This window comes from Enterobacter sp. PL1, from assembly GCF_945957325.1.
In the GTDB taxonomy this organism is placed as follows: Bacteria; Pseudomonadota; Gammaproteobacteria; order Enterobacterales; family Enterobacteriaceae; genus Enterobacter; species Enterobacter roggenkampii.
In genome coordinates this window covers 1-26,378 of sequence record NZ_CAMFKT010000016.1, presented here as the reverse complement: position 1 = coordinate 26,378, position 26,378 = coordinate 1, and the positions used below count along the sequence as shown (strand labels likewise).

Below are 26,378 nucleotides of genomic sequence, written 5' to 3'. Positions count from 1 at the left end.
TATGCAAAAATGATATGGCCACTTCTCTGCTTTCAGGTGCCCTATGCCCGCCGTCAATTTACGCCATATCGAGATTTTTCACGCCGTGATGACCACCGGCAATCTCACCGAAGCCGCACAGATGCTGCATACCTCGCAGCCGACGGTGAGCCGCGAGCTGGCGCGCTTCGAGAAAGTGCTGGGGCTGAAGCTGTTCGAACGCACCCGGGGCCGGCTTCACCCGACGGTACAGGGGTTACGCCTGTTCGAGGAAGTTCAGCGCTCCTGGTACGGGCTGGACAGAATCGTGAGCGCCGCGGAAAGCCTGCGCGAGTTTCGCCAGGGCGAGCTGTCGATCGTCTGCCTGCCCGTCTTTTCGCAATCCTTTTTGCCGATGCTGCTGCAACCCTTTCTGGCCCGATACCCGGAGGTCAGCCTCACCATCGTGCCTCAGGAATCTCCCCTGCTTGAAGAGTGGCTTTCGGCACAGCGCCATGATTTAGGGCTAACCGAAACCCTCACCACCCCAGCGGGCACGGCACGCACGGAGCTGCTCTCGTTAGATGAAGTGTGCGTTCTGCCCGCCGGGCATCGGCTTGCCGGTAAGGCGGTGCTCACGCCGGAGGATTTCCACGGGGAAAACTACATCAGCCTGTCGCAGACCGACAGTTACAGACAGCTGCTGGATACCCTGTTTGCCGAGCATCAGGTAAAACGGCGAATGGCGGTGGAAACGCACAGCGCGGCCTCGATTTGCGCGATGGTGCGTGCCGGCGTCGGCGTCGCGGTGGTCAATCCACTCACGGCACTGGATTATGCCGGAAGCGGGATCGTCATCCGCCGCTTTAGCGTGTCCGTCCCGTTCACCGTGAGCCTGATCCGTCCGCTACACCGTCCGGCTTCCGCGCTGGTGGACGCTTTCACCGAACACGTCATGGAGCACGCGCGTCAGGTGGCGCTTCGCTTACCTGACCTGCAGGACCCATTATGACAACATAAACGCCACGGCATCCGCAGCATGAATAGCGGTGGTATCAAATACCGGAAGAGGGCTTCGCTCAACGGGTACCAGCAAACCGATCTCCGTGCAGCCGAAGATCACCCCTTCAGCCCCCTGCTGCGCGAGTTTTTCGATGACGCTGACGTAGGAGGCGCGGGAGGTTTCGGTGAAGGTGCCGAGACAGAGCTCGTCAAAGATAATCTGATTGATGCGCACCCGGTCTTCTTCTTCAGGGATCAGGCTTTCGATCCCAAACTCGCTGCGCAAGCGCCCGCGATAGAAATCCTGCTCCATGGTGTAGCGTGTGCCCAGCAGCGCTACGCGGCGCATCCCGGATGCCGCAATTGCACGCCCGGTCGCGTCAGCGATATGCAGGAACGGCAGCGAGCAGCGGTTCTCAATATGCGATGCCACCTTGTGCATGGTATTGGTACAAAGCAATATCCCCTCGGCGCCAGCCCGCTCCAGCCCCAGCGCCGCCTGAGCCAGGATTTCCCCGGCTTTATCCCACTCGCCGCTCGACTGGCAGGCTTCGATTTCATGAAAATCCACGCTGTGCAGCAGCAGGCTTGCGGAGTGCAGGCCACCCAGATGCTGCTTCACCCCTTCGTTAATCAGGCGATAATAAGGGATTGTCGATTCCCAGCTCATTCCACCTAACAGGCCGATCGTTTTCATCATCCCTCCTTTTCGTTGATTTCTTCTTTTAACACAACCGGTGCCAATAAAAAAAGGCGCTCTGTTCAGCGCCTTGTTAAACAAAAATCGGTTATCTCCTGCATACGTTGGGATACATAAACAGGCAATCCGATCACACGCCAATATTCCGCAGCTTCTCCCCGGCCATCAGCTTGCGCTCGATGTGTTCCAGCGTCACGCCTTTGGTTTCTGGTATCAGCCAGAACGTGACGCCAATAAATGCCACGTTCAGCACCGTATAGAGCCAGAACGTTCCCGCTGCACCAATCGCGTCCAGCAGCGTCAGGAAGGTCGCGCCGATGATCATGTTCGATACCCAGTTGGTGGTCGTGGAACAGGTGATGCCAAAGTCACGGCATTTAAGCGGCTGAATTTCGGAGCACAGGATCCACACCACCGGCGCGGCGCTCATCGCGTAACCTGCGATACACATCATGGTCATCCCGACAGAAAGCCAGGAGAGTCCGCTGGAAGCCGTGCCGTTATCAAACTGCATCAGGCAGTAGCCGAGGATCAGCGTGCCGAGCGCCATCACGCTGAAGCCAATTTTCAGCGCCGGTTTGCGGCCCGCCTTGTCCACGGTGAATACGGCAATAAAGGTGGCAAACATGAAGGCCAGCCCGACCACCAGGGTGGCGATCATCTGCTGTTCGGTGGTGGTGAACCCCGCCATTTTGAAAATGCGCGGCGCGTAGTACATGATGATGTTCATGCCGGTGAACTGCTGCATCGCCTGCAGCAGCATGCCGAGGAAGACCGCCCGGCGCACGTTGCGGTTGATTTTAAACAGCGCCCAGCCCCCCTGCTTGAGCTTCAGGCTTTCGCGGATCTCGTTCAGCTCCTCGCGGGCTTTTTCAGAGGTATCGCGCAGCATGCGCAGCACCTCTTCTGCCTCCACGTGGCGCCCTTTTTGTGCCAGCCAGCGCGGGCTGTTCGGCAGGAAAATCACTAAGACAATCAACACCATCGCTGGCAGCGCCAGCACGCCGAGCATTGCGCGCCAGTTGCCGCTGTAGCTGAAGTAGGTGTCAGACAGAAACGCCAGCACGATACCCAGCGTGACCATCAGCTGATACATGCTGATCATCTTCCCGCGCACGTTCTCGCTCGCCATTTCGGAGAGATAAAGCGGCGCCGTGTAGGAGGCAATCCCCACCGCCACGCCCAGCAGCACGCGGGAAAGCAGCAGAACCTCAACGTTTGCGGCAAAGGCGGAGCCAATGGAGCCGGCGACAAAAAGAATCGCCCCGGCCATCAGGCTGTATTTGCGCCCCAGGCGAAACGAGAGCCAGCCGTTGAACAGCGCGCCGATGGCCGCGCCGAGCATCATGCTGCTCACCACCCACTCCTGCAGGCGGCTGCTCAGGGTAAAGTGATCGGTAATAAAGGGCAATGCACCGGCAATGACGCCAATATCCAGTCCAAATAACAGGCCCGCCACGGCGGCGGCAATAGAGACAAACTGGTTCATGCGGCGAGTATCACGCAGCGCAGCGGGCATTAGGGTAGAGTCATTTATAGATGTCATATTTTCCTGCCTGAACAGTGAAATTCGTTAAGTGAAATTACGAGATAGCGAGAAAAAGTGTCAGGCGGGAAAAGGTGAAGATATGGATTATTTCGCTGCGACATAGCGTTCTGTGATGGACATTACAATTTCAACTAACGCTGAATAATCACATGCTTTTACTAATCATCTAATTTTTAAAGATTAAAAGTGTGATGGCTGTCGTTCATGACTTTTTAGTATGGATTTTCCGTGTTTATCCATATGGATTTTGACAATTTTTAAGCAAAAAAAACCTCTGCCCAAAAGCAGAGGTCCAGACCCGATGCGGGCTATCGCGCCAGCCAGCCGCCATCGACCGCCACGGTGTAGCCGTTGATATAGTCCGATGCCGACGAGGCCAGAAAGACCACCGGCCCCATCAGATCGCCCGGAAGCCCCCAGCGCCCCGCCGGAATGCGGTCGAGGATTTCCGCGCTACGCTGCTCGTCCGCACGCAGCTGCTGCGTGTTGTTGGTCGCCATGTAACCCGGCGCAATCGCATTCACATTGATGTTGTGTTTCGCCCACTCGTTTGCCAGCAGGCGGGTCACGCCCATCACGGCGCTTTTGGAGGCGGTGTAAGACGGCACGCGGATACCGCCCTGGAACGAGAGCATGGAGGCAATATTCACGATCTTGCCGCCGTTCCCCTGCGCAATAAAGTGCTTTGCCGCCGCCTGGGACATGAAAAATACGCTCTTGATGTTCAAATCCATCACGTCGTCCCAGTCGCGCTCGCTGAAATTGATCGCATCTTCACGGCGAATCAGCCCGGCGTTGTTGACCAGAATGTCGATGTGACCGAATTCCGCCACCGCGCGATCCAGCAGTTCAGGAATGGCATCGATTTTACGCAGGTCGGCGGTCAGGCTCAGGAAGCGGCGGCCCAGGGCCGTCACGCGCTCGAGGGTTTCCGTCGGTTCAACGATATTAATTCCGACGATATCGCAGCCCGCTTCCGCCAGGCCTAACGCCATCCCCTGACCCAGCCCGGTGTCACACCCGGAAACCACCGCCACTTTTCCCTGCAGAGAGAATGCATCCAGAATCATGTTTATTCCTTACTCTTTTAGAGCCTGTCACTCACAGGCAGGTTTATGCTTCACTGCCCGCGACTAGCGCAGATCGCTGACCGCAATATGGTCCATATCATCAAAGACCTGGTTTTCGCCCACCATTCCCCAGATAAAGGTGTAGGCTTTTGTCCCTACACCGGAGTGAATAGACCAGCTCGGCGAAATCACCGCCTGCTCGTTGTGCATCACGATATGGCGCGTTTCCTGCGGCTGTCCCATCATGTGGAACACACAGGCGTCCTCATCCATGTTGAAGTAGAAGTAGACTTCCATCCGGCGCTCGTGGGTATGGCACGGCATGGTATTCCACAGGTTGCCCGGCGCAAGTTCGGTCAACCCCATGCTGAGCTGGCAGGTCTCCAGCACGTCCGGCACGAAGTATTTATTGATGGTGCGGCGGTTGCTGGTGAGGTTGTCGCCCAGCGTCACGGGCGCGACGTCTGCCGGGGTCACTTTTTTGGTTGGACAGGTGGCGTGGGCCGGCGCGCAGTTGTAGTAGAATTTCGCAGGCCTGCTGGCGTCGATGCTGGCAAAGACCACGTCTTTTGCCCCTTTACCTACGTACAGCGCCTCGCGATGGCCAATTTCATAGCACTGTCCGTCTACGGTGATGGTGCCCGGCCCGCCGATGTTAATCACCCCCAGCTCGCGACGCTCGAGGAAATAATTTACGCCCAGCTGTTTACCGACCTCACCGCCCACGGAGACGCTTTTCGTGACGGGCATTATTCCGCCCACAACAATGCGGTCGATATGGCTGTAAACCATGGTGTACCTGTCAGCCTCGAATATCTGCTCGACTAAAAATGCCTTACGCAGCCCCTGCGTATCCAGCGTTTTGGCGTGCGCGCTGTGGATGCTTTCTCTGACGTCCACGGTAACCTCCAGATGTGATCATGCCCGAAGGCGGGAAGTAAAACGAAACAGCGTTCCGTTTTACATAATGAGCACATACTATCGGCATAAAGTGGGCTTTTCAATTATATTTAAAACAACGTTTCATTTTTATTTTTGTTTATCGCGGAATTGATGCCCGGATCACGCTAAAACCGTCGGGAGATAAAGATCACGATAAAAAAAACCTCCCGGAGGAGGTCTTTTTTTAATGAGGAAAAATTAGCGTTCAATGGCCAGCGCCACCCCTTGTCCGCCGCCTATACAGAGCGTGGCAATCCCTTTGCGGGCGTTGCGCTTCTTCATTTCGTGGACCAGCGAAACCAGGATTCGGCAGCCGGACGCCCCGATCGGGTGCCCCAGTGCGATCGCTCCACCGTTTACGTTGACCCGCAGCGGATCCCACTCCAGCATTTTTCCGACGGAGATCGCCTGCGCGGCATAGGCTTCGTTCACTTCGATCAGATCCACATCAGAAAGCTGCCACCCCGCACGCTCCAGACAGCGACGGGTCGCATAGACCGGCGCGATCCCCATTAACGCAGGATCCACGCCCACGCTGGCGAATGCCTTAATGCGGGCCAGCACGGGGAGATCGAGTTCAAGGGCTTTGCTTTCGCTCATCATCATCACGGCAGCGGCGCCGTCGTTAATGGAAGAGGCATTTCCCGCCGTGACCGAGCCCTGCATTTCAAACGCAGGATTCAGCCTCGCCAGCCCTTCAGCGCTGGCGTCGGTGCGCGGCTGCTCATCGGTATCCACAACGATAACCTCGCCCCCCTGACGCTGCGTGCTGACCGGGACAATTTCGTCGCGAAAACGGCCGGAATCAATCGCCGCACGCGCTTTTTGCTGCGAGCTTAACGCATAGGCATCCTGGACCTCACGGCTGATGCCGTACTCGCGCGCCAGGTTTTCCGCCGTTACGCCCATATGATAATCGTTGAAGGCATCCCACAGCCCGTCATGCACCAGGCTGTCGAGCAGCTGACTGTTACCCAGCTGCGCGCCGGTACGGCTGTCGGTCAGGACGTGCGGCGCGCGGCTCATATTCTCCTGCCCGCCCGCAATGATCACGTCCGCCTCACCACACTGAATGGCCTGCGTCGCGAGATGCAGCGCTTTTAATCCTGAACCACAGACGTCGTTGATAGTGATAGCGGAGACGGTATTGGGCAGTCCGCCCTTCAGCGCCGCCTGTCGCGCAGGGTTTTGCCCGGCACCGGCCGTGAGGACCTGTCCCAGAATCACCTCATCAACTTCATGTGCTGCGATCCCGCTACGTTCTACCAGCGCTTTCACCACCACGCTGCCCAGGTCAACCGCCGAGTGACGCGCGAGCGCTCCCTGAAAACAGCCGATAGCTGTACGCAACGCACCCACTATTACGACATCTTTCATCACGACCTCTGTGTTAAATGACATGACGATAGTAGAGGATTGTTACTGGCAATTATCTTAATTGTTTAAAAATAGTGAGTTTAATCACAAGGATCAGCGTGCATCCTGCAGATACTGCCGCAGCCAGCTTCCGGCAACGCCGGGAGGGGATCGTTTATTCCACAGCAGATCGATGCCGATCGCCCGCGGCCAGCCGGGAACATTGAGCTGTACCAGGGATTTCGCGGCGGCAAATTCCTCCACCAGCGCGCACGGCAAGACGCACCAGCCAAATCCCTGTACCGCCATACTCAAGAGTAACAGGTAATTCGGGGCTGACCAGACGGGCCCGCGCGCGATCTCCGCCTCACGCTCAAGATAGGTGCTCAGCCGCAGCTCTCGCCAGCCGTGCAGCTCGTCACGCTGAACGTCATCCTGCCCGGCCAGCGGATGCGTGGTCGCGACATAGATCGCCATGCGGGTCTGCATCGGCAGCCGGATGGCGCCAATATCCGTAGGATAACCGTCTCGCGCTTCGGTGAGGCCAATCTGCGCGCGCTCCTTTTGCAGCAGATCGATCACGTCCTCCTCTTCGCCAATCAGACATTCGAATTCCGTATGGGGAAAGCGCGCGTCAAACTGCTTCATCATCTCTTCCAGCACGTCCGGGTTGAGGGTATCGGAAAGGACAAACGTCAGACGCGCCTCCGTTTGCGCCGTGAGCGACACCGCCAGCTCATCCAGCCGCGTGCTGGCGGCGAGAATAGCCTGCACGTAGCCCAGCACCTGTTCCCCCTGGGCCGTTAACACCGGCTGGCGGGCCGAACGGTCAAACAGCTCAAATCCCAGATCGGCTTCAAGGTTGGCAATGGACGTGCTGACCGTCGACTGGCTTTTACGCAGCCGGCGTGCGGCCGCAGAGAAAGAGCCTGCTGCAACGGTCTCGACAAACGCGGTCAGGGCTTCGGGTGAATAGCGCATAACCTATCTACTTTTACGATGGATACTATCTTTAATATATCAGCTTTAGCGATAAAAATAGGCCACATCAACGCCCATACTGGCGAATTAACGAGGTCTATCGCTATGCAACATCAGGATGCACTCCAACGTAAACTGCCGGAGCGGATCTTTCATGCTGTCTGTTTTGAAGGGATTGCGACGGCGATCCTCGCCCCTACCGCGGCGTGGCTTATGCAGCGTTCCGTGGTGGAAATGGGTGGGTTGACCATTATTCTGGCCACCACCGCCATGCTGTGGAACATTATTTATAACGTCGGCTTCGACCGTTTCTGGCCTGTTCAGCGCGTCAAACGTACGGCAAAAGTGCGTGCGCTGCATGCGCTGGGGTTCGAATGCGGCTTTATTGTGATAGGCGTGTCGATTGTTGCCGCCGTGCTGGGCGTCACCCTGCTGCAGGCATTCACACTGGAAATAGGTTTCTTCCTGTTCTTCCTGCCGTACACCATGTTCTATAACTGGGCGTACGATAATCTGCGTGAGAAATTTCTTAAGCGCCGCCAGCAACGACGCGCCCTGGCAGGCTGAACCGCCTCTGGCCGGACGCCCGTTCCGGCCCGACGTCTTCGAAGCAACTGCGCTCTTAAGGCATAACTATGGTAAATTGCACGCCATTCTGATGGTTTGATAGTTGATACGTTGCTCTAATGTCGAAAATTTGGTCAAAAGATGAGACTCTCTGGAGTTTCGCTCTCTACGGCACGGCCGTGGGCGCAGGAACGCTCTTCCTGCCCATTCAGCTGGGCTCCGCAGGCGCAATCGTCCTGTTTATTACCGCCCTCGTGGCCTACCCCTTAACCTACTGGCCGCACAAAGCGCTGGCGCAATTTATCCTGTCGTCGAAAACGAAAGGCAACGAAGGGATCACCGGCGCCGTTTCGCACTATTACGGCAGGAAGATCGGCAACCTGATCACCACGCTCTATTTCATCGCCTTCTTTGTGGTGGTGCAGATTTATGCGGTGGCCATCACCAACTCGTTAACCGAGCAGCTGGCAAAACACCTGACGGTAGACACCACCGTTCGCGTGCTGGTTAGCCTGGGCGTGGTGCTGGTCCTGAATCTGATCTTCCTGATGGGACGGCATATCACGATAAAAGTGATGGGCTTCCTGGTGTTTCCGCTGATCGCCTATTTCCTGTTTGTCTCGCTCTACCTGATCGGCAGCTGGCAACCCTCGCTGCTGACCAGCCAGATGGCCGTCGATCGCCATACGCTGCACCAGGTCTGGATTTCGATTCCGGTGATGGTGTTTGCGTTCAGCCACACGCCGATTATCTCGACGTTTGCCGTTGACCGCCGCGAGAAGTTCGGGGACGAGGCCATGGCTAAATGCAAGAAAATCATGAAGGTGGCATACCTGATTATCTGCCTGAGCGTGCTGTTCTTTGTCTTCAGCTGCCTGCTCTCTATTCCGCCGTCGTATATTGTGGCCGCCAAAGAGGAAGGGGTGACAATCCTGTCTGCGCTGTCGATGATGCCCTCCTCACCGGCGTGGCTCGGCATTTCCGGGATTGTCGTGGCGATTATTGCGATGTCGAAATCGTTTCTCGGCACCTATTTTGGGGTGATTGAAGGGGCGACGGAGATCGTGAAGTCGTCGCTGAACCAGGTGGGCGTGAAAAAGAGCCGCGCCTTTAACCGCGCGATATCCATCATGGGGGTGTCGTTAATCACCTTTGCCGTCTGCTGCATTAACCCGAACGCCATTTCGATGATTTACGCCATCAGCGGCCCGCTTATCGCCATGATCCTGTTTATCATGCCGACGCTGTCGACGTATCTGATCCCCTCCCTGAAACAGTACCGTTCCATAGGCAACCTGCTGACGCTGATCGTCGGGGTGCTGTGCGTGTCGGTGATGTTTGTCGGCTAATTCCCTTTCCTGCCCGGCGCGCTGCCGGGCAGGCCATTCAGTCCCGGCCTCCTGCTTACAGCGGAAAAGGCCTGTCCTGCACCACTGTTTTCATGACAAGCGTTGAGCGAAGATGCTGCACGCCGGGCATAGCGGAGAGCTTCTCGTCGTAGAGCTTCTGGAAAGCGGAAAGGTCGCGGGTCACGACGTGCATCAGATAATCAGGATCGCCAAACAGGCGCTGGGCCAGCACGATCTGCGGGATCTCTTCCACCGCCTCTTCAAACGCGCTGACCGCCTTGCGGTCACCCTCTTTCAGCGTCGCGAACACTATCGCCAGGAAGTTAAACCCCATTTTGGCGGGGTCGAGGCTGGCACGGTATCCCGTTATGGCCCCGCTTTGCTCCAGCGCCCGCACGCGACGATGGCACGGCGAAAGGCTCAGATTCACCCGCTCAGCCAGTTCGGTAAGCGACAGGCGGCCGTCAGACTGCAGTTCAGCAAGAATTTTTCTATCGATGCTATCCATGTGGAAGATTTTCTCATTTTCACCGTGTTATGAGCATAACATTGAAAGCCTATTTCGCAGTGTTAGCGATATTCTTTTTCGCAATGTATAACGCACTGCGGGAGTATTTCAGGACGATGGAAATGAGTATTGTGGCCGGCTTTTGGGTGGTTTCGTTTCTGCTCATCATGACCCCGGGGGCCGACTGGGCCTACGCTATTAGCGCCGGAATTAATGGACGCCGCGTGGTCCCGGCGGTGATGGGGCTGATGTCCGGGCATCTGCTAGCCACATTGATTGTGGTGGCAGGCGTGGGGGTATTGATTGCTCAACATCCGCTGGCGTTAGCCGGGCTGACCGTGGCGGGAGCCCTGTATCTCCTGTGGCTTGGCATAACGTTATTGCGTCACCCGGCCGCACCGGAGAAGGCCACCCAGCATGCGGGTAACTGGACGCAGTGGGCGATGAAAGGACTCTGCATTAGCGGCCTTAACCCGAAGGTTTTTTTGCTGTTCCTGGCCCTGCTTCCGCAATTCACAGACCCAACCGGAAGCTGGTCGATAGCGATGCAGATGTCCGCGCTTGGGATGATGCACCTTATTACCTGTACCCTGGTCTATCTGCTGGTGGGGTATGGTTCGAAAGCGGTGCTGGCGACCCGGCCACAGGCGGCCCGTCTGGTGAGCAGGGCATCGGGAGGGTTGATGGTGCTGATCGCGATGGTATTGCTGCTTGAGCAGATGAGATAACTGTCTTTTTTGCCGGGTGGCGCTGCGCTTACCCGGCCTACATTTCACAACGATATCAATTAATTGCACAATTCATTGTAGGCCCGGGCAAGCGTAGCGCCGCCGGGCGAAACTCACAAATCGCACGTTGTCAGCAGTCTGAAAAAACACCGGCCATCGCCGGTGTTATTTACGCCCGAATATCGTCATATTCCCGCGTTTTATCAAACTCATGTTTCGCGAACGGGCACAGCGGAATAATTTTGCGGTTCTCACCGCGCATCTTCTCCACCACTTTCGCCACCAGCTGTTTACCGACGCCCTGCCCTTTCAGGCTCTCATCCACATCGGTGTGCTCGATAATGCTCAGGTGCTCGCCGGTCGGCACGAAGACAATCTCCGCGACCTGGTTGCCGTTCGCATCATTCACGTAAAACTTGTTATGGCCTTCCAGAATATCCATGGTTCCTCGCTTATTTTTGGCGATACTTCAGCGCACCGCTCGGGCAGGTATCAATTACGCGGACAACCGTTTCAACGTCCACTTCATCGGGAATGATCCACGGCTTACGTTTCAGATTAAACAGCTTTGCGCTCCCACGCACGCAGTTACCGGAGTGTTTGCAGATCCCGGTGTTGAAGTAGACGTCAATTTTCTCGCCGGTATAGGCCCGGTAACCCGCATCCACTAGCTCTTTATCCATGACATTGCCTCTGTAATTATTATCGTGCTGAATGAAGAATAGCCTGACGGGATCCTGATGGCTATAACGCCGAAAACGAAAAGCCAGGTCACAACTCTTTTAGTGCCAGATTGCGTCCGCTATTTGCCCATGTCAGGCTCGGCAAATGTCACTTTTACATAACATCCGCAGGTTGAATGAAACGCAGACTCTCTTTTCAGGTAAAGCTGTTTTTAGCGCTGGTGTGCTTCTCCTGCCTGCTGTTAGTTCTGCTGGGAACGATCCTGTTTCATTTTATTGACCGGCAGCTCCATCACGATCTTGGCCAGCGCGCCCGGGTGCAGGCCAGCCAGATCGCGCTGATGCCGGGTCTGGCGGCCCTGGTCGCGGCCAGAGATATTCCGGGGATAGCCCGGTTAATTCAGCCGCTGCGCGCCCAAAGCGATGCCAGCTACATTGTGATTGGCGATACCGAGGAACAGCACCTCTATCATTCGGAATCCCCGGAACGTATTAATTTACCGATGATCGGCGGGGACAATGCGGAGGTGTTAAAGGGTAAAACCATTATTTCCGTGCGCCAGGGCGGGATTGGGGTTTCACTGCGCAGCAAAGCGCCGATCTTTAACGCGCAGCACCAGGTGATTGGTATTGTCTCGGTCGGCTATCTGACCTCCTATATTGCCAATATTAATGCCCGCATACTCTGGCAGTCCGGGCTGTACGGCGCGGGGCTTCTGCTGCTGCTGTTTATGTTCTCCTGGCTGTTTACCCGCAATCTCAAAAAACAGATGTTCCGACTGGAGCCGAAAGATATCGCTCAGCTGGTTTTGCAGCAGCGCGCGCTATTAGAAGCCATGTATGAGGGGGTATTTGCCGTCAATGATGAGAAGCAGCTGATTTTAATTAACCGCGCCGCACGAGAAATGCTGGATATCCGGCAAAGTGAGAAAGCGCTTATCGGCAAACCGCTGGAAGACGTTCTGCAGACGTCGCCGGGCTTTTTATCCCAGCGCTACGCCTCGGTGAGCAGTGGCAGCCACGACCAGATTGCCGTGCTGAACCAGCGGGAGGTAATCGTCAACCGCGTGGCGATTGAGGTCGAACCGGGCGTTGAAAGCGGCTGGGTGTACAGCTTTCGCGACAAAAATGACATTAACACGCTCAGCAGCCAGCTCAGTCAGATCAAGCGCTATGCGGATAACCTGCGCATTATGCGCCACGAGCAGCTGAACTGGACCGCCACGCTGGTGGGCTTGCTGCAGATGAAACACTATGACGAGGCGATCCGTTACATCCAGGTACAGTCCGAAGGCGCGCAGCGCGTGCTGGACTTTGTCTCCGCCCGTTTTTCCTCTCCCGCGCTGTGCGGGCTGCTGCTTGGAAAATACGTCAGCGCGCGCGAAAAAGGGATCGAACTGCTGTTTGATCCCGCCTGCCAGCTCACCCGCATGCCCGCCACGCTCAACGAAACGGAGCTGATGTCCATTATTGGTAACCTGCTGGATAACGCGGTGGATGCGACCCTTAAGGCCCCGGTCCCCGCGCCGGTGGAACTCTACATTTCTGACCGTAACCAGGAGCTGCTGATCGAGGTGGCCGACCGGGGCTGCGGGGTGGAGGATGCGATGAAGCCGCATATTTTCCGCCAGGGATTCAGCAGCAAGCCGGAACGTGAAAACGACATTGTGGGTACCGAGCACGGTATTGGCCTGTATCTGGTGGCAGGATATATCGACAAGGCTGGCGGCAGCATTGAGATTGCCGACAACACGCCACAAGGGACCATTTTTTCTGTGTTTATTCCGAATGGGCTAAAGCATGACCCGAGCACTTGATGTTGTGATCGTTGAAGATGAGCCGCACCTGGCAGAGCTGCATCGCGAGTATATCGAGCAGAATTTTCATTTGCGCGTGGTGGGCATCGCCGCGTCGATTGAGCAGGCATGCAGCCTGATTCGTCAGCATCAGCCGCGGCTTATCCTGCTGGACAACTATCTCCCGGACGGTAAAGGCGTGGAGCTCATCGATAACCCGCTGCTGAAAAGCTACGAATGCTCGGTGATCTTCATCACCGCCGCCAGCGATATGCAGACCTGCAGCCACGCCATGCGCAGCGGCGCGTTTGACTACCTCATCAAGCCCGTCTTTTTCCAGCGCCTGCACGCCTCGCTGGAGCGTTTTATGCGCTTCATCCACACCGTACAGCAGGTGAAGGTGGTCGACCAGCATGCGCTGGATCGCCTGTTTCATCTGCCTGCCGCGGAAGCCTCCGTAACGCCATCCACAAAGGGCATTGAACCCCAGACGCTGGAGCGGATAAAACGCCTGTTCGCCGAGCATCCCGACAGCGCGATGTCGGTTGAAGAGGTGGTGGAAAACGTGGGGATCAGCAAAACCACGGGGCGTCGCTACCTCGAATACTGCGTGGAGAGTGGGTTAATCAGCATTGAAATGCTGTACGGCAATATTGGTCATCCTCGCCGGTTATACCGCAAAGCCCCCGATAAACCGTAATCCGCAACCGTTCGTTGGCTAACGTTCGCGGATTTTATGGTGTTAATTGCTGAAACGACGGCGACAATCACACTTCGGAATCATTGCCCTCGCCTCCCTATTGTCGGAGGCGCGCTTTACGCTATGTTGACAATTAGTTCCTCAAATGTAACTAAAAGGTTAACTATAATGTCGAACACGTTCCGAATTTCTCTGCTTACCGCTACCGTACTGTTCTCTGCTTCTGCACTGTCTGCCCTGCCGCAGGGTTATCCTGCTGAGTATCAAAAAGTGGTTGATGCCGCCACGAAAGAGGGCAAGGTTGTCATCTATTCCACCACCGACATCAAAGCTGCCGGCCCGCTGATCCAGGGCTTCGAAAAAACCTACCCGGGCATTAAAGTCGAATACAACGACATGAACAGCACCGAGCTGTACAACCGTTTCATCAGCGAACAGGCTTCCGGCGGCGTGAGCGGCGACGTGGTCTGGAGCTCCTCGATGGACACGGGCCTGAAGCTCGCCACCGACTACGCCATGGAGTACAAATCTCCGGAGCAAAGCCAGCTGCCGAAATGGGCGGTCTGGAAAGATAAGGCCTACGGCACCACCTATGAGCCGGTGGTCTTCATCTACAACAAGCGTCTGATCCCGGCCGGCGACGTGCCGGACTCTCACGCCGCGCTGGCGAAGCTGATTGCCAGCCAGACGGACAAATTCAAGAACAAAGTCACCACCTACGACATCGAAAAATCGGGTCTGGGCTTTATGCTCTCGGTGCAGGATCACAACGCCGATCCGAACTACTTTAAGACCCTGGCCGACGTCGCCAAAGGGGGCCTGTCGGTGCAGTCGTCTACCGGCACCATGATGGAGCGCGTCTCCTCCGGTGAAAACCTGATTGGCTTCAACATCCTCGGTTCCTACGCGGAAGCGCGTGCGAAGAACGATCCGTCACTCGGCATCTCCTATCCGAAGGATTACACCCTGGTGCTGTCGCGCGTGTCGTTCATCAGCCAGCAATCGCAAAACAGCAATGCCGCGAAGCTGTGGCTGGACTACGTGCTCTCTGAACAAGGGCAAAGCATTCTGGCCAACCAGGCGGACATTCCCTCCATTCGTAACGATATCGAAGGGAAAAATGATATCGACGGCCTGACCAAAATCCTCGGCAACGCGCTGAAGCCGATCCCGGTTGATGAAACGCTGCTGGAATACCTGCAGCCGAAAAAACGCCTCGAGTACATCAAAGAGTGGCGCACCGCCGCCGGTAAATAAGCGTCTGAGCGCGGCGCTGGCCGCCGCGCTCCCTTATCGACTGAGTTCGTTTTTCTGGGCTGCAACACCAGGGATACCCCATGAATACATTACGCAGAAAGTGGCAAAGCCTGCCGCGAGGCATCGTCGTGCTGATAACCGCACTGGTTATCTACACGCCGCTGTCGTTTATCGTGATCCAGAGCTTCCTGTCCGCGCCGTTCTTTTCGCCGTCAAAAGAGTGGAGCTTTGAATCATTTGATTTTATTTTCACCGACCCCGATTTTTATAAGGCCCTGAAAAGCGGCTTTATTCTGGCTTTCGGGCTGGTCTTTATCTCTATCCCGCTGGGCGGCGTGCTGGCGTTTCTGATGGTGCGTACCGACCTGCCCGGCCGCCGGCTTATTGAGCCGCTGATCCTGGTCCCGATTTTCGTTTCACCGATGGTGCTGGGCTTCGGCTACGTGGTGGCCGCCGGTCCGGTGGGCTTTCTCTCCCAGTGGGCTGAGGCGCTGATTGGCTTTGTGCCGTGGAACATCTACGACATGTCGAGCATTGTGGTCATTGCCGGCCTGACGCACGTCCCGCACGCCTATCTGTATATCTCGTCAGCGCTGCGCAGCGTGGGCTCCGACGTGGAAGAAGCCGCGCGCACCGCGGGCGCGTCGCCCTGGCAGGTGATGACCTCCGTCAGCCTGCCGATGGTGCGCCCGTCTATTCTGTACGCCACCGTGCTGCTGTTCTTCCTCGGGCTGGAAGTGTTCGGCCTGATGCTGGTCCTCGGCGATCCGGAAGGCAACATGGTGCTGGCGACCTATCTTTATAAGCTGACGAACAAGATGGGTACCCCATCCTATAACCTGATGGCGGCGGTTGCCGTGGTGCTGATCTGCATCACCATCCCGCTGGTGATGCTCCAGCGTCGCCTGATGCGCACCGCCAACCGCTTCGTCACCATGAAGGGCAAGGCCTCGCAGGCCCGCGCGCTGCCGCTGGGTAAATGGCGCTGGGTGGCTGGCGCGGTGATTGCCTTCTGGCTCACCGTCACCATTGGCGTTCCATTGCTCGGCGTGGTGCTGCGCGCGTTTATCTCCAACTGGGGCGTGGGCGTTTCGCTGTGGGACGAGCTTTCTCTGAACACCTTCCGCACCATCTGGGCGCAGCCCAACCTGCTGCGCGCCATCGTCAACTCCATGGCGATTGGCGTCATTGGCGGCGCGCTGGCCGTGGTGTGCTACCTGTTTGTCGGCATTGCCATGCACCGCAAGCCGGACAATACCACGCGTTTCCTGGACTACAGCGTGCTGGTACCGCGCGCCGTGCCTGGCCTGCTGGCGGGTCTGGCGTTCCTGTGGGTATTCCTGTTCCTGCCGATGTGGCTGGATAACTCGCTGAAATCCGGCTGGCTTTCCGGGTTTGCCTGGACCGACTGGATGCGTGAAAACGTCATCGTCTGGCTACGCTCGCTGCGCAGCACCATTTTCAGCGTCTGGCTGGCCTATACCGTGGTGTGGATGGCTTACGGGCTGAGGCTTATCTCTTCCACGCTGCTGCAGGTAGGGCCGGAGCTTGAAGAGGCGGCGCGCAGCACCGGGGCGACGCGCGGGCAGATCACCCGCCACGTCACCATCCCGCTCTCCCGCTACGGCCTGATCGGTTCGTGGCTGCTAATGTTCCTGATCTTTGAACGCGAATACTCAACGGGTGTGTACCTGCTTTCACCCGGCACGGAGACCATCGGCTCGATGCTGGTTTCCCTCTGGGCCGCAGGCGCCATTGATATCGTGGCGGCGCTCTCTTTCATTAATATCCTGCTGGTCGTGGTAGGTCTGGGCATTGCCCTTCGTTTCGGAGTGAAAATACATGATTGAATTAGCGGTTGACGATCTGCACTTAACCTACGGCGACAATCCTGTTTTAAAAGGTGTCTCCATGAACCTGAAGCGCGGCGAAGTGGTCTCCCTGTTAGGCCCCTCCGGCAGCGGTAAAACCACCCTTCTCCGCGCCGTCGCGGGTCTGGAAAAACCGACCCAGGGGTCGATTGTGATTGGCAACAATAAAGTTTACGACGGTACGCCGCGCAGCGAGGTCCCGGCGGAAGAGCGTAACCTGGGGCTGGTATTCCAGTCATACGCCCTGTGGCCGCACAAAACCGTGTTTGAGAACGTGGCCTATCCGCTCAAGCTGCGCAAAGTCCCGGCCAAAGAGATCCAGCAGCGCGTGCAGGACGTGCTGGACCAGCTGGGTCTGGGCCATCTTGGCAAACGTCACCCGCATCAGCTCTCCGGTGGGCAGCAGCAGCGCGTGGCGATTGGCCGGGCGCTGGTCTACAACCCGCCGGTGATTTTGCTGGACGAGCCGCTTTCCAACCTCGACGCCAAGCTGCGCGAAGAGGCCCGCGTGTTCCTGCGCGAGCTGATTATCAAGCTCGGGCTATCGGCGCTGATGGTGACGCACGACCAGAACGAAGCGATGTCCATTTCCGACCGCATCCTGCTGCTGAACAACGGCAAGATCGAACAGCAAGGCACGCCGCAGGAGATGTACGGCTCGCCGAAGACGCTGTTTACCGCCGAGTTTATGGGCAGCAACAATCGCCTGCACGGCAAGGTCACCGACGTGCGCGACGGCAGAGCGCGCATCGAAGGAAAAGGCTGGGTGCTGTGGGGCCAGGCGGGCGAAGGGGTACAGAGCGGTAATGACGCCACGGCGGTGATCCGCGTCGAGCGCGTGGCGGTGGTCGAGGGGCCAGGGGAAAATCAGCTTGAGCTACCGCTGCTCACCAGCATGTACCTCGGCGACCGCTGGGAGTACCTGTTCCGCACGGTGGGGGATGATTTTGTGATCCGCGCGTATGGGCATGAGGTTCGGGATCCGCAGCACTGCCATCTTTCGCTGCCGGAGAAGCATGTTTGGGTGTTCCCGAAAGGGTGATGAGTCAATAATTAATCTGCCATGGCCCGGTAGCGATTCGCTTACCGGGTCTACAAAACAAAGAAATGCACAGATGCCAGGATTGGTGGCGCTAGCGATTATTGTTAAGGCATTCCGACTTAAATATTTACCTGCCCCTTCTTTCCATCCCTACGCATAACGGGTTAAGGCTCCATATCAAAATGTTATTACAGAGCATATAAAGAAAATTTATGCATCATATCCAGCATTTTAGAAAATTAATTGAACATGCTCCGTCAGCCCAACAAGATCTTCATAGGCGATTGGGCCAAAATCAGGATAATGGTTTTCAATATACTCGTTAACATCTTCCATACCTTCACTGACTCTGAGATTATTAACAAACCATCTGTTCCCGGACTGTTTTCCCAGATCGCTTTGATAATGTTTTCGCTCTCCGGTAAATCACCGCACACAATATCCTGTAATCCAGACTAAACCTGCTCCGGCGAAAGATTGCTGTCCTCTGCATACTGTGCATAGGACTGTACCAACTGGCAGTTATACATCATCCCTTTTGGCAAATCGAACCCATCACTCAGAGAGTTATTCTCCACAACAACTCGATCCGACGCACATTGCTCTGATAATGTCTTATCCCTTTTCTTTTAGTGGCTTATTGACCCTGTTGTATTTTATGCCCAAGCTTTTTTCGCTGTTAAGCATTTTGGAGCCACAGACGCTACCGCCGCGCAGTGACGCTCAGGTCTGCCACGCATTTATCATATAAATAGCACGCAGAAGAGCTCCCAACGAACATAACACGGTGTAACCTACTGATATCATTTAATATCCTGCCAAAATAAATTCATATATTATCGAATAATATCGCTATACCTCAAATTCATGTATCAACGATTTGATTCATGCCATTTTTTTAGAGTTTTATAAAAATTAATAACACTATCTAAATCAGTGTTCCACTCTGAAATTTTAACTCCATCTTCATTATGTGTTTTGCGCGAATCAGTAAATTTATTTATCATTTCAGGATTGAATCCCGGACACTCATCCAAAAATAAAATTTTATTTTGAACAAAAACATCATTACCCGAGAAATATAAAACCCAAGTAAATATAAAGTTCGCATCATCAGGCTCATACATTGAAACAACCAATGCAGCATGCTTTTTATTTGTCAATCCTTCTTTAAGAGAGTTTAGCCAGCTAACTTTGTAATTATCTATATTCCAGTAAGATAGTGGAATATTTATTACCTCTGAAAAACCACCAATAATTACCGATGATGGCAAGAAACATTCACCTTCATTATTCACTGGTTTATCCTCAGGGAAAATGCCAAACATATGTTAGTCCTTAATCCTGTTCAAGTTACTGTCATAAGTTCCTATTCTGTTGCCTTTACGATCAAACATTTTCCAACCATTTGTAACATTATGACTATCAATATCGGGAGTAATATATTTTTTACCATCAGAATAAACCGGCTGCCCATGAGAATTAAATGGTGCTTTCTGTGGTGGGATTCTGGTATCGAATCCTAATTTTTTAGCTGCTTCTTCAGCCTCTTTACCCTTAAGGGCCAGATAAGCTAAATCATCCTTATTCGGCCCTTCTGGAATCGGTGTAACCGTAGTATTGCCGCCAGTATCCGGATTTCCATCATTCTTACCTGTATTGGTTGCCCCCTGACCCGAGGACTTATTATTCCCTGTATTTGAAGGCACATTTCCAGTTACAGTCTGGTCTCCACCAGTGTTTGATGGTCCCGGGTTGATGACCTGCGTACCACCAGTACTGGTGATCGTCTTACCTGTCAGGGACTCATAGGCCGCTTTCTGAGCATCATTTAACTGACTGAGCTGGGAAGGATCATTGAGCGAGGCCACATAGATCAGATGCAACTGCTCATCTTGTGACAATGTATCCATTGCTGATGTGGATGCACCAATGCCCAGTAAAGCACCCAGACCACTGGCAACCAGGCGATCACGGCAAGCAGAAATTTTCAGACATCCCTGTGCAGCCAGTTTACCGCCCTGTATAACGACACCCAGCGAGTTATTCTCAACCTCCACCTTCGCCGTTTCCGACGCCGTCGCCGCCATGGAGACACTACCATCCGTCACTGCTGCGCCCGCCAGACCACCTGCGATACTCACGAGGCTACTGACCAGCCGTTTCTCCTCTGCCGTCAGGTCACTGGATTTTTTATCTCCATACAGCGCGCTGACCAGATGGTCAGTCATCGCCGAGGCCGTAATGGCCCCTATGGCACCAGCCTTCAGGCCATCCGCACTGCTCCCGCCACTCAGCTGCGTCAGCGCCGCAGCCACAATACCGTGCAGCGCGGCACGGGCTGTCGGATCTTTCTGCTCCTTGACCAGGGTCGCCAGCAGAGGGGCCGCCCCCGCTGCCGCACCTGCCTTCAGGTTACCGCCAAGCGCACCTGCCAGTAATCCCGCCGCTGCGCTGCCCTTAGTCCAGAAGGCACTCCCCGGACCGTACTCGGTATTCTGATATCCGGGCTGCGTCTTCAGGAACGCTTCCTGCTCCTGCGGCGTATCGCCCTGCAGTTTTCCTTCTGACGCCAGCTTCGCGCCCAGCGCCGCATTGGGGGTAAACTTAACGGCTGATTAAACGATCCCGGCACAGTGGCCGGGATCTGTGTCATTTAGACAGTGGTTCAAGGCGAAGAAGATGAGACTTTGCCTTCTCTATAAGCTGTAAAAACTCATCGCATTGAAATTCAAGAATATTACTTTCATCTGGATAAATAATAATATTCACTGATTTCCTGTCTTCTGATAGTGAGATTTCACCCCACTGGACTCGATTAAAAGACAATTCAGCATAAAGATCTTCCCGATCAACTGAACTACCTACGCTATATTCCAACATATGAGACCTCTATTTAGTTGGTGGTTCACGGAAGCCAATTAATCTTGAACCATCAGAATTAAATCGTAATGCTCGTCCATCAGGAGCTGTAGCTTCAACAACAGTAATCCTTTGTTTATTTTCAAAAACCACTCGGGATTCAATCTTAGTATTTGGATTGTTTAATATTTCGTTAACTATATTCTGAGCTTCCTGATTAAGAACTGACGCTTTTTGACTGGAATAAGAATATGCGGAACCTTCTCTTCCGCCATGCTTTTGTAGTGCTCGTCCGGCATCAGTCAATCCATTTCTGTTAGATGCTGAAGCGGCCTCATTAAGGCGATCTTTTGATGGGGCAGTAGAAGCCCTGTTATTCCGAGCATTCTCCTCATCCTGCGGCTCCCAGCCCCCCGGCGTGCCTGATCCCGCTCCCCCCAGTTCTGCCTTTTCTTCATCCGTCCAATTTGCGCCAGTATTTGGCTGTTCTTTATCATTAGTCAGCGCTTCACCGATTGCTACACCTGCACCAGTGGCGGCAGCAGTCCCGCCTCCTGGCCCAAACCCACCACCTTCCAGCAATGGATTTCTGCATGCCCACGGCTCCTGTGCACACATTGCGCTGTTCAGCGTGTTATTCTCAACAACAACTCTTTCCTGTGCATTCCGGCAGGAACAACACATTTTTCCCTGTTCAGTCAGTGACTTACAGGGTGTTTTTGCTAAGGTACATCTGCTGCTGCAACTTTTTTCGCTGTTAAGCGTTTCAAGGGGTTAAAGGCTGATAAAACGATCCCAGCCATTGAGCTGGGATCGTTTTATCAGTTACTGTTTGTTAAATGCTCGTTTCGCCTCATTTAAATTCGAAGAGTTTGCCCCGCCAGAAAAATCTGGATCAGCCGATTGTACAGGGTCATCTTCCCACCCACATACAGGGCAAATTTCATAACAACCCAGCTCATCAATTGTTTTATTTCCACAGCATGGACAAGGATAAGAGCCATTATTCATCATTGTTTTTTCCAATATTCGAGACCTTTCTCTGGTTTAAACATTGTACGCGGTACACCATTTATATCTTTTGAAGCAAAGACATTAGTCGCAGGATTGTAATACAGCGTGTCTCCGTTAGGGCGAGTTTTAGTTAAGGTACCTTGCGGTGGGGTTGTCATAAAATTATGGGCAGCATCAACATATTGCTTAGCATTCTGATACTCAGGAAATTCTTTCCCATGTTTTGTCCAGTGTCCATAGGCATTACCCACAGGTTTTGCTTTCTTGGTTTCTGTCCAAATCAGAGTATCTTTAGATTTACCACCAATCGGAACAGCCCCAATCCCAAGACCAGCAGTTCCAGGAAGCGGCTTACCATCTTCGTCAAACAACACCCCAGGCCTGGCAATGTTGTAGACTTTTGGGAGGCGGGCGCCGTGCTCTTTCTCAAGCTCTTCCTCATCATGGCCAGGACTCAGCGTGTTATTCTCAACCTCCACCTTCGCCGTTTCCGACGCCGTCGCCGCCATGGAGACACTGCCATCCGTCACTGCTGCGCCCGCCAGACCACCTGCGATACTCACGAGGCTACTGACCAGCCGTTTCTCCTCTGCCGTCAGGTCACTGGATTTTTTATCGCCATACAGCGCGCTGACCAGATGGTCAGTCATCGCCGAGGCCGTAATGGCCCCTATGCACCAGCCTTCAGGCCATCCGCACTGCTCCCGCCACTCAGCTGCGTCAGCGCCGCAGCCACAATACCGTGCAGCGCGGCACGGGCTGTCGGATCTTTCTGCTCCTTGACCAGGGTCGCCAGCAGAGGGGCCGCCCCCGCTGCCGCACCTGCCTTCAGGTTACCGCCAAGCGCACCTGCCAGTAATCCCGCCGCTGCGCTGCCCTTAGTCCAGAAGGCACTCCCCGGACCGTACTCGGTATTCTGATATCCGGGCTGCGTCTTCAGGAACGCTTCCTGCTCCTGCGGCGTATCGCCCTGCAGTTTTCCTTCTGACGCCAGCTTCGCGCCCAGCACCGCATTGGATTCCCGCGCTTTCTGCTCCGCATACTTGCCGTAAGCATCCAGCGCAGAGGTGGCCAGCGCCGCGCCTTCGCTCTGGACCGCCAGGTTATCCCTGACCTTCTGCACATCACCGTTCACGTCCACGCCGTGGTGGGCGTCAGCCGTATCACGGTTCAGGTCAGCAATATCCTGTTTCTGTCCCGCCGGGTTGCGAATGACAATGCTACCGCCACTCACCGCTGATGAGGTCGTCCCGGTATGGCTCTCTTCTGACTGGCCTGTACCGATGGCCGGTGCCAGGTTGCGGTTTTCACCGTTTCCGCTGCCGCCCGCGCTGCCGGAAAGCGCCACCGTGTAGCCGTTGCCGCTGGTCTGGCTCTCGTTGTGGAGATTACTGAAACCCAGCGTACCGGTGTCGAGGCTATTTTTATCTGCAGACGCCGTGGATGCAATCACCGCGCCGTCAAGCTGGGTATGATTTCCGGTGGTGACGGCAAAGCCGCCCTTGCCTGCGAATATCCCGCTCTGTTCAGCGACGCTCTTACCATTCTGGGTGATATTCTCACCGATGCACTGACGCTACCGGAAAAGGCACCATAACACAGTGGCGGTATGCACAGACTGAGGGACGCGCCTGACGAAGACTGCTTGCTGTCATAACTGGCTGTATCCTGCACGCTGCTGATGGTGAGATCGCGTCCGCTGTTCACCGTAAGCTGTTCATCAGCATGGACAACGCTGTTCGTATTGCGCTGTGACTGGCTGTTTTCCTTACCCTTATACTGTGACGCTCCCAGCTCCACCGAGATGCCGTTTTGTGCACCAATCAGGCTCACACCGACACCAACGCTGAACTGGCTAACGCTGTTTTTACTCTCAGAGAGGGTTGTGTTCTGGGAGGCAGACAACAGAATATCGCGCCCCGCATCCAGCGCCACGTGTTTACCCGCGATCTGTACCCCCATACCGGCAATGTCATTTCCGGCACGGACAGAGACATTCTCACCGGCATTAATGGTGGTGCCCTGCGTGTCGGTACTGTTGTAACGACTGTCCTGAGAGGACGTCTCCGCCGTTAAAGACACTTTAGCCTTGACGAGCGACGAGTCCGACATAGCGCCCTGCGCTGCGGGCAGCCGTCTCTGCGGCTTTAGCAGCCTCAACAGCCCAGCCGCCAGCAGATGCCGTCACACCATACTGGGCGCTGCTGCTGTGGTTTTCACCGTCGCGGGTATCCCGGCTCACTCCCATGAGGTCATTTTCGCCACTGAGTGAGACCGATTTACCGGCACGGATATCCGTACCTGACAGGGAGAGATCGTTACCGGCCTGCGCGACAAGGGTCTGCCGGGTTTTTGGGGAGATTAAGGTCGCACCGGAAAGGGTAATGGTATGAATGGTGAAACAGGGTCCGGAGCCGGAAACAGGCAGCGGTCTGGCGGGCGCAGGGCGAGGAATACTCCGCTCCAGCTCTTCACGCTGTTGCTGGTTCTTTAATAACAGTTCCTCCTGCTGCTGACGCACTGTGTCCCGGTCAGCAGGAGTAAGGGGGCTGCATGGCTCAGAGAGCAAAAAATAACGAGCAAAAAAAAACGGTTTTGCTGTAATAGCGCATATTAAAGGATAATAGTTTTTGTTTTCCTCAGTATGCCAGCTCTGGCGCAATAGGGAATAGTCTCAAAAAGAGGGCTACTATAATTGGTAGTAATATTTGCGTTAAGTTTCAAAAAACCGTTATGACGAAGTGCGTCATATCGGAATTTTTTATTATTGCCTGATTGTTTCTTCTTTTAAAAATTTTAACCACCCCTTCCAATAGTTAGTTATAAACATCAGCTAGCAGCGCAGATTAAATTATCCGTTGCATTCATCGTGCTGCAAATTCTGATGACACCTGATAACTCAGTGCTGAATATGGAGGCATGCGTGATAACTTCGTTGAAGCGATCAAACAATAGCATGACGATACCTGGATGGAAAGGGATGGGCTGGTTAAAAAATAGACAGAGGAGGATCACATCAAGAAATTCTGGAGCGGGCGAAGGGAATCGAAGCATCGAAGACAATCACTCACTAACCATTTGTTTCATAAAGAATCATGAATCCTTTTGGTTACAGTAATGGTTACACATTGAGTGATCTCTGGTCAAGGCTGAATGAACGTAATGTTCCCCTCGGAGGAATAGAACCAAGCTGAGAAGTGCTGTAATGCCCTAATGTTTAAACTTCAAGAGATGGCAGCCCCCACTGCTCAGTGGTACAACTTTGAGAGGGCTACAGGGGGGAAGTCGTTAAACTTTATATATTAGATACCTGCGGAGATTTTTGTGAGGAATTTTAAGCACAAGAACCATCTGCTAGCGCCACCAGCCCCCACCGACCGCAAAGTGAAGACCAGTTAGCACCAAAGCAATGGTGATTGCGGCAGTAAAGAGAACACCACAAACCGACGATAATCTATTGAAGACAATGCGGTACACGATACCCAACAAGAACAAAACCCCGGAGGCCCACCAAAAGGCGCTCACTGCTCTAGCAAGCGTCCGATATGTTGACCACTGCACCCCACCATAAATGTAACCAGCCATGCAACCAGCAGCCAGTAATAATAAAGCCATCCCAACAAATGACCCGATACCTTTCAACATGTTGATATTCCTTTAAATAACCATAAAGCGGAGTCTAAAGGATAACCCGGATGCGGGCATACTGCTGATCGTTTGTCTCGATCGGTGAACTGAAATTGATCGCTGGTATCTATCACGATTGACACACGAGTCTTTCAGTCGAGGGAGAGCAACGCATAATCAATTTTTGAAGTCGGGTAGTACAATCCTTTTCTGCCTGCGATATGAACACACCTCAAGTCGGTGCTAGACTAACTCTTGCCGCTGAACAAGCGGAACACTGTAATCGGGACGGATACTTCTGGAGCCAGGCATAGCTCGCATCTCTTGCAGGAAGTGCCATATATTAAAATCCTTATTCGGGAACGTATCATAATGAAACACATCCCAGCCAAGCAAAGCTGCCATTCGTTCAAAGGCCAGCTCTTTAGCCACTGACAGCTCCAAGCGTGGATTGAGGTACTTCAAGTATCCAGAGTTAACAGCCCCGGTCAGAATGTCTACAACCTGTAATCCAAGATGATGCTTGGAATCGTGCATCGTCACAGACTTAACCAGCTTATTCATTCCTGCCCTAGCCAGCATGTTGTTAGCAACAATGCCTGTCACCTCATCGTTCTTTTTGTACTTATCAATCTTCTGATCAATTATGACCTCTACTTCGTTCTTAATCTGCTTCGCAACGTTTTTAACGAGCAATGTGTACGTTTGGTAAAAAGCCAGCTCCCTGTCCGTCTGCCAGTTGTTGTACATATTCTTCACAACAATAATCGAATGGAAACAACATGAGTTTTTTAGCACCATTGCCAGCAGCTCAAT

At 54.3% G+C, this 26,378-nt stretch carries 28 protein-coding genes; 9 read left to right on the top strand and 19 right to left on the bottom strand.

Annotated features, from left to right (window positions below; all coding sequences use genetic code 11):
* The first annotated feature begins 43 nt into the window (after window positions 1–43).
* Window positions 44–970, top strand: coding sequence for a LysR family transcriptional regulator (locus N6P30_RS15340; RefSeq protein ID WP_008499676.1), 927 nt, complete (start codon window positions 44–46; stop codon window positions 968–970).
* Here N6P30_RS15340 and N6P30_RS15335 read toward each other — a convergent pair.
* The 6 genes from N6P30_RS15335 to N6P30_RS15310 all read right to left on the bottom strand — a co-directional run bounded on the left by N6P30_RS15335 (window position 965) and on the right by N6P30_RS15310 (window position 7,558).
* Window positions 965–1,657 (bottom strand): aspartate/glutamate racemase, encoded by a 693-nt coding sequence (locus N6P30_RS15335; protein WP_023294481.1) that lies wholly within the window; start codon window positions 1,655–1,657, stop codon window positions 965–967. The genes N6P30_RS15340 and N6P30_RS15335 overlap by 6 nt on opposite strands.
* Before the next feature lie 133 nt (window positions 1,658–1,790).
* Entirely contained in the window at window positions 1,791–3,224 is a 1,434-nt protein-coding gene (locus N6P30_RS15330) for a sugar porter family MFS transporter (RefSeq protein WP_225828733.1), read from the bottom strand.
* 293 nt (window positions 3,225–3,517) lie between these two features.
* Window positions 3,518–4,279 (bottom strand): 2-dehydro-3-deoxy-D-gluconate 5-dehydrogenase KduD, encoded by a 762-nt coding sequence (gene kduD / locus N6P30_RS15325; protein ID WP_008499679.1) that lies wholly within the window; start codon window positions 4,277–4,279, stop codon window positions 3,518–3,520.
* Between the two features lie 63 nt (window positions 4,280–4,342).
* Window positions 4,343–5,179 carry a 5-dehydro-4-deoxy-D-glucuronate isomerase gene (gene kduI, locus N6P30_RS15320; RefSeq protein ID WP_023294483.1) on the bottom strand — a complete coding sequence of 279 codons (837 nt, stop codon included), beginning with the start codon at window positions 5,177–5,179 and terminating at the stop codon, window positions 4,343–4,345.
* A 240-nt stretch (window positions 5,180–5,419) separates the two neighbouring features.
* Window positions 5,420–6,598 carry an acetyl-CoA C-acetyltransferase gene (locus tag N6P30_RS15315; RefSeq protein WP_008499681.1) on the bottom strand — a complete coding sequence of 393 codons (1,179 nt, stop codon included), beginning with the start codon at window positions 6,596–6,598 and terminating at the stop codon, window positions 5,420–5,422.
* A 93-nt stretch (window positions 6,599–6,691) separates the two neighbouring features.
* Window positions 6,692–7,558: a LysR family transcriptional regulator gene (locus tag N6P30_RS15310; RefSeq protein WP_021242027.1), complete on the bottom strand. Its 867-nt coding sequence runs from the start codon at window positions 7,556–7,558 to the stop codon at window positions 6,692–6,694.
* Window positions 7,559–7,663: 105 nt separating this feature from the next.
* Here N6P30_RS15310 and N6P30_RS15305 point away from each other — a divergent pair, with 105 nt between their 5' ends.
* Window positions 7,664–8,125 (top strand): multidrug/biocide efflux PACE transporter, encoded by a 462-nt coding sequence (locus N6P30_RS15305; RefSeq protein WP_008499683.1) that lies wholly within the window; start codon window positions 7,664–7,666, stop codon window positions 8,123–8,125.
* A gap of 119 nt (window positions 8,126–8,244) precedes the next feature.
* Complete coding sequence (locus tag N6P30_RS15300) at window positions 8,245–9,474, top strand: amino acid permease (protein ID WP_023294484.1); 1,230 nt, start codon at window positions 8,245–8,247, stop codon at window positions 9,472–9,474.
* Window positions 9,475–9,529: 55 nt separating this feature from the next.
* On the opposite strand, the gene N6P30_RS15295 is transcribed toward N6P30_RS15300, so the two are convergent.
* On the bottom strand, window positions 9,530–9,982 hold the full coding sequence (locus N6P30_RS15295; protein WP_021242030.1) for an Lrp/AsnC family transcriptional regulator: 453 nt from the start codon (window positions 9,980–9,982) through the stop codon (window positions 9,530–9,532).
* 116 nt (window positions 9,983–10,098) lie between these two features.
* Between N6P30_RS15295 and N6P30_RS15290 the strand changes: the two genes are divergently transcribed.
* Window positions 10,099–10,710: a LysE family translocator gene (locus tag N6P30_RS15290; protein ID WP_058673271.1), complete on the top strand. Its 612-nt coding sequence runs from the start codon at window positions 10,099–10,101 to the stop codon at window positions 10,708–10,710.
* 169 nt (window positions 10,711–10,879) lie between these two features.
* On the opposite strand, the gene N6P30_RS15285 is transcribed toward N6P30_RS15290, so the two are convergent.
* Together N6P30_RS15285 and yjdI are read right to left on the bottom strand one after the other, a co-directional pair.
* Window positions 10,880–11,152, bottom strand: coding sequence for a GNAT family N-acetyltransferase (locus N6P30_RS15285; protein WP_008499687.1), 273 nt, complete (start codon window positions 11,150–11,152; stop codon window positions 10,880–10,882).
* 10 nt (window positions 11,153–11,162) lie between these two features.
* Window positions 11,163–11,393: a 4Fe-4S mono-cluster protein YjdI gene (gene yjdI / locus N6P30_RS15280; protein ID WP_023294487.1), complete on the bottom strand. Its 231-nt coding sequence runs from the start codon at window positions 11,391–11,393 to the stop codon at window positions 11,163–11,165.
* A 176-nt stretch (window positions 11,394–11,569) separates the two neighbouring features.
* Between yjdI and N6P30_RS15275 the strand changes: the two genes are divergently transcribed.
* The 5 genes from N6P30_RS15275 to N6P30_RS15255 all read left to right on the top strand — a co-directional run bounded on the left by N6P30_RS15275 (window position 11,570) and on the right by N6P30_RS15255 (window position 18,059).
* Window positions 11,570–13,210, top strand: a complete 1,641-nt coding sequence (locus N6P30_RS15275) for a sensor histidine kinase (protein ID WP_023294488.1) — start codon at window positions 11,570–11,572, stop codon at window positions 13,208–13,210.
* Entirely contained in the window at window positions 13,194–13,889 is a 696-nt protein-coding gene (locus N6P30_RS15270; protein ID WP_023294489.1) for a response regulator, read from the top strand. The genes N6P30_RS15275 and N6P30_RS15270 overlap by 17 nt, the downstream gene beginning before the upstream one ends.
* A gap of 168 nt (window positions 13,890–14,057) precedes the next feature.
* On the top strand, window positions 14,058–15,146 hold the full coding sequence (locus tag N6P30_RS15265) for an ABC transporter substrate-binding protein (protein ID WP_023294490.1): 1,089 nt from the start codon (window positions 14,058–14,060) through the stop codon (window positions 15,144–15,146).
* An 80-nt stretch (window positions 15,147–15,226) separates the two neighbouring features.
* Complete coding sequence (locus N6P30_RS15260) at window positions 15,227–16,996, top strand: ABC transporter permease (protein ID WP_023294491.1); 1,770 nt, start codon at window positions 15,227–15,229, stop codon at window positions 16,994–16,996.
* Complete coding sequence (locus N6P30_RS15255; RefSeq protein ID WP_008499694.1) at window positions 16,989–18,059, top strand: ABC transporter ATP-binding protein; 1,071 nt, start codon at window positions 16,989–16,991, stop codon at window positions 18,057–18,059. The genes N6P30_RS15260 and N6P30_RS15255 overlap by 8 nt, the downstream gene beginning before the upstream one ends.
* Before the next feature lie 872 nt (window positions 18,060–18,931).
* On the opposite strand, the gene N6P30_RS15250 is transcribed toward N6P30_RS15255, so the two are convergent.
* From N6P30_RS15250 to N6P30_RS15205, 10 genes are all read right to left on the bottom strand, one after another.
* Window positions 18,932–19,387 (bottom strand): hypothetical protein, encoded by a 456-nt coding sequence (locus N6P30_RS15250; RefSeq protein WP_023294493.1) that lies wholly within the window; start codon window positions 19,385–19,387, stop codon window positions 18,932–18,934.
* A gap of 3 nt (window positions 19,388–19,390) precedes the next feature.
* Window positions 19,391–20,290, bottom strand: a complete 900-nt coding sequence (locus N6P30_RS15245) for a VENN motif pre-toxin domain-containing protein (protein ID WP_225828732.1) — start codon at window positions 20,288–20,290, stop codon at window positions 19,391–19,393.
* A gap of 661 nt (window positions 20,291–20,951) precedes the next feature.
* Window positions 20,952–21,503, bottom strand: a complete 552-nt coding sequence (locus tag N6P30_RS15240) for a hypothetical protein (protein ID WP_157888829.1) — start codon at window positions 21,501–21,503, stop codon at window positions 20,952–20,954.
* A gap of 243 nt (window positions 21,504–21,746) precedes the next feature.
* Window positions 21,747–21,932 (bottom strand): CPCC family cysteine-rich protein, encoded by a 186-nt coding sequence (locus tag N6P30_RS15235; protein WP_071530933.1) that lies wholly within the window; start codon window positions 21,930–21,932, stop codon window positions 21,747–21,749.
* Window positions 21,932–22,585: a VENN motif pre-toxin domain-containing protein gene (locus N6P30_RS15230; RefSeq protein ID WP_170226935.1), complete on the bottom strand. Its 654-nt coding sequence runs from the start codon at window positions 22,583–22,585 to the stop codon at window positions 21,932–21,934. Before N6P30_RS15230 ends, N6P30_RS15235 begins: the two co-directional genes overlap by 1 nt.
* Before the next feature lie 20 nt (window positions 22,586–22,605).
* Window positions 22,606–23,388, bottom strand: coding sequence for a hypothetical protein (locus tag N6P30_RS15225; protein WP_154827262.1), 783 nt, complete (start codon window positions 23,386–23,388; stop codon window positions 22,606–22,608).
* The gene (locus N6P30_RS15220; protein WP_023294499.1) at window positions 23,385–24,047 is read right to left on the bottom strand and encodes a hemagglutinin repeat-containing protein; all 663 of its coding nucleotides are present in this window, start codon (window positions 24,045–24,047) and stop codon (window positions 23,385–23,387) included. Before N6P30_RS15220 ends, N6P30_RS15225 begins: the two co-directional genes overlap by 4 nt.
* Window positions 24,019–24,456, bottom strand: a complete 438-nt coding sequence (locus N6P30_RS15215) for a hemagglutinin repeat-containing protein (RefSeq protein WP_050582423.1) — start codon at window positions 24,454–24,456, stop codon at window positions 24,019–24,021. Before N6P30_RS15215 ends, N6P30_RS15220 begins: the two co-directional genes overlap by 29 nt.
* Before the next feature lie 833 nt (window positions 24,457–25,289).
* Entirely contained in the window at window positions 25,290–25,580 is a 291-nt protein-coding gene (locus tag N6P30_RS15210; RefSeq protein WP_023294500.1) for a hypothetical protein, read from the bottom strand.
* Window positions 25,581–25,805: 225 nt separating this feature from the next.
* The coding region (locus N6P30_RS15205; protein ID WP_260629960.1) for a DUF3800 domain-containing protein at window positions 25,806–26,378 on the bottom strand (573 nt) is incomplete at its 5' end.